This window comes from Gordonibacter pamelaeae 7-10-1-b (assembly GCF_000210055.1).
GTDB lineage: Bacteria > Actinomycetota > Coriobacteriia > Coriobacteriales > Eggerthellaceae > Gordonibacter > Gordonibacter pamelaeae.
The window spans coordinates 316355-318076 of record NC_021021.1 but is presented as its reverse complement, the minus strand read 5'-3'; the positions used below and the strand labels follow the sequence as shown (position 1 = coordinate 318076).

Here is a 1722-nt window from a genome sequence, read left to right as displayed (position 1 = left end):
CGCTCGCGGCGTAGAACATGCGGTCGAGCACGGCCAGCAGGGCGCCGTTCGCGCCGGCGTAGTAGACGGGCGTGCCCACCACCAGGCCGTCGGCGGCCTCGGCCTTTGCGATGAGGCCGTTCACCACGTCGTCGTCGAAGATACAGCGGGCGTCGCCGCGCTTGGCGCAGCCGCCGCAGCCGAGGCAACCGCGCACGGCCTCGCGGCCGATCCATGCTATCTCGGTCTCCACGCCCTCGGCCTCGAGCGCGCCGGCCACCTCGGCCAGCGCGGTGTGCGTGCAGCGCTTCTCGTTCGGGCTTCCGTTGATCAGCAGGACCTTCATGGGCGTGCCTTCCTCTCGCGTGGTCGTTCCTGTTTTGCTCATGTTCCAGATTAGCAGAAACTATGGCAGCCCGGTACCGATGGCGAACAACGGCCGGGGCCTTACGCTATACTGGCCGCATGGACGACATGCAGACAACCTCCCCGGCATCCGACGCAGCCGCGGTGCCATCCTCGGCCCCGGGGCCCACAGCGCCCGCGCCCGCCTTCGACGATGCGCCCATCGGCGTGTTCGACTCCGGGTTCGGCGGCCTCACCGTGGCGCGCGAGCTGGCGAAGGCGCTTCCGAGGGAATCCATCGTGTACCTGGGCGACTCGGCGCGGTGCCCCTACGGGCCGCGCACGCTGCAGGAGGTGGACGGCTTCGTGCAGCAGATCGGCGGCTGGCTTGTGGACCGCGGCGTGAAGATGGTGGTCATAGCCTGCAACACGGCCACGGCGGCCGGGTTGGCGCACGCGCAGAGGACGTTCCCCGTGCCGGTCATCGGTGTGGTGGAGCCGGGGGCGCGCGCGGCGGCGCACGCCACGAGGAACAACCGCGTGGGCGTCGTGGCCACGAAGGCCACGGTGGAGTCGAACGCGTACACGAAGGCCATCCGGCATCTGGACGCCGGCATCACCGTGTTCTCCACTGCCACGCCGCGTTTCGTGGAGATTGCCGAACAGGGCATCCGCATGGCGGAGGGGCCGCTGGAGAACTACACGTCGCTCGCGTCGAAGGTGTACATCCGCCCGGCGTTCGAGGAGATAGCGCGCGAGTACCTGGAACCGCTGCGGCGCGCGGGCGTGGACACGCTCGTGCTGGGCTGCACGCACTTCCCGCTGCTCAAGGCGCTGATCGGCGGGGTTATGGGGCGCGAGGTCACGCTCATCTCGTCGTCGACGGAGGCGGCGCGCGACGTGGCCGAGATCCTGGCACGCCGGAGCGCCTACGCGCGTGCCGACCATGAAGCCCGCTACGAATTTTTCACGACGGGCGACGACCTGGAGGAGTTCCGCGGCTTCGGCAGCCGCGTGTTCCGCGAGCCCATCGACACGGTGGCGCACGTCGACCTTGTTTGACGGCGGCGCGGCGAGGGCCGCGGAGCCCAGGCGGCGATGAAAGACGACGACGCACCGCGGTTTGCCACGGTGCGCGGTAGGGAAGGGGAGCTGCTATGAAGACGGTGGTGCTGGCCACGAACAACGCCCACAAGGTAGCGGAGATCGCCACGGCGCTGGACTTCCCGGATTGGGAGTTCCGCACGCTGCGTGAACTGGGCATAGAGTCCGACCCGGCGGAGGACGCCGACACGTTCGAGGGCAACGCGCGCATCAAGGCGCAAGCGGCGCACGAGGCGTCCGGCGGGCTCGCGGCGTTGGCCGACGACTCCGGCCTGGTGGTTGATGCGCTCGCGG

3 protein-coding genes are annotated in these 1722 nt (G+C 69.6%); 2 read left to right on the top strand and 1 reads right to left on the bottom strand.

Annotated features, from left to right (window positions below; genetic code table 11):
* Positions 1-325: flavodoxin family protein (locus GPA_RS01415; protein WP_167536575.1), on the bottom strand; the 325-nt coding region annotated here is incomplete at its 3' end.
* Positions 326-444: 119 nt separating this feature from the next.
* Between GPA_RS01415 and murI the strand changes: the two genes are divergently transcribed.
* Together murI and GPA_RS01405 are read left to right on the top strand one after the other, a co-directional pair.
* Complete coding sequence (gene murI / locus GPA_RS01410) at positions 445-1386, top strand: glutamate racemase (protein WP_015538729.1); 942 nt, start codon at positions 445-447, stop codon at positions 1384-1386.
* 95 nt (positions 1387-1481) lie between these two features.
* The coding region (locus tag GPA_RS01405) for a non-canonical purine NTP pyrophosphatase (RefSeq protein ID WP_197533053.1) at positions 1482-1722 on the top strand (241 nt) is incomplete at its 3' end.